Source organism: Streptomyces sp. 8P21H-1, from assembly GCF_013302945.1.
In genome coordinates this window covers 1-1303 of record NZ_JABTYA010000059.1, presented here as the reverse complement: position 1 = coordinate 1303, position 1303 = coordinate 1, and the positions used below count along the sequence as shown (strand labels likewise).

Here is a 1303-nt window from a genome sequence, read left to right as displayed (position 1 = left end):
ACCCGCGCCGGCACCCACTCCACCCGGAACAACGAGTCACGGGTCAAGGCGTCGGTCCCGGCCGTCCCGGAGGCGACTGCGCGCAGCAGCAGGTTCTCGACGCTCGCGACGGGAGCACCGGCGGGGTCGACCACGGCGACCGTGGCGGACTCGTCGCCGGTACGGGTCATGCGGACCCGTACCTCCCGGGCACCGGAAGCGTGCAGGCACACTCCCTCCCAGGAGAACGGGACCACACCCTTGGCGAGGCCGCCGAGGGCGGAGATGTGCAGGGACGCGTCGAGCAGCGCCGGGTGCAGTCCGTACCCCGCGGCCTCGCGCTCGGCGCTCTCGGGCAGGGCGACCTCGGCGAACACCTCGTCACCGCGCCGCCAGGCCGCGCGCAGGCCCTGGAAGAGCGGGCCGTAGCGGTAGCCGCCCTCGGCCATCCGCTCGTAGAGGCCGGTGAGGTCGAGGGGTTCGGCGCCGGCGGGCGGCCAGACCGTCGTGTCGAAGTCGGCAGTGTGCTCGCCGGGGGCGAGGACACCGGTGGCGTGCTCGGTCCAGGGGAGGTCCTCGGCGCCCTCGGGGCGGGACCTGGCGGTGAGGGTACGGCGACCCGCGGTGTCCGCCGGGCCGACGTGGAGGTGCAGCTGGACGCCGCCCTGTTCCGGGAGGATCAGGGGGGCGGCGAGGGTCAGTTCCTCGACGCGTTCGCAACCGACCTCGTCACCGGCCCTGACCGCCAGTTCGACGAAGGCGGTGCCGGGAAGCAGGGCGTTGCCCATGACGACGTGCTCGGCGAGCCACGGGTGGGTGCGCAGCGACAGCCGGGTGGTGAGCAGCAGGCCGCCGGAGTCGGAGAGTTCGACGGCGGCGCTGAGCAGCGGGTGTCCGGCGGCCCGGAGACCCGCGGACTCGACGTCCCCGGCGGCCGACGGGCTGGGCACGGGCCAGTAGCGCTCGTGCTGGAAGGCGTACGTCGGCAGATCGGTGAGCCGGGCGCCGGTGCCGTCGAGGACGGCGGACCAGTCCACGCTCACACCGGTGGTGTGCAGCCGGCCCAGCGCGGCCAGCGCCGTGCCCTCCTCGTCACGGTCCTTGCGCAGCAGCGCAACCAGGACCGCGTCCTCACCCGCGCTCTCACGCGCCATACCACTCAGCACACCGTCGGGACCCAGCTCCAGGAAACGGGACACCCCCTGCTCCACCAGAGCCCGCACACCGTCGTCAAAACGCACGGCCTCCCGGACATGGGTCACCCAGTACTCGGGATCCTCCAGCTGACCCGGCTCCGCCAAAGCACCACTCACATTGGAGACCA

The 1303-nt window shown here is 73.2% G+C and carries 1 protein-coding gene; it reads right to left on the bottom strand.

What is annotated here, in order from left to right; genetic code table 11:
• Positions 1-1280 (bottom strand): polyketide synthase dehydratase domain-containing protein (locus tag HO151_RS01110; RefSeq protein ID WP_302479522.1); only part of this gene is annotated, 1280 nt, incomplete at its 3' end.
• Positions 1281-1303: the final 23 nt, after the last annotated feature.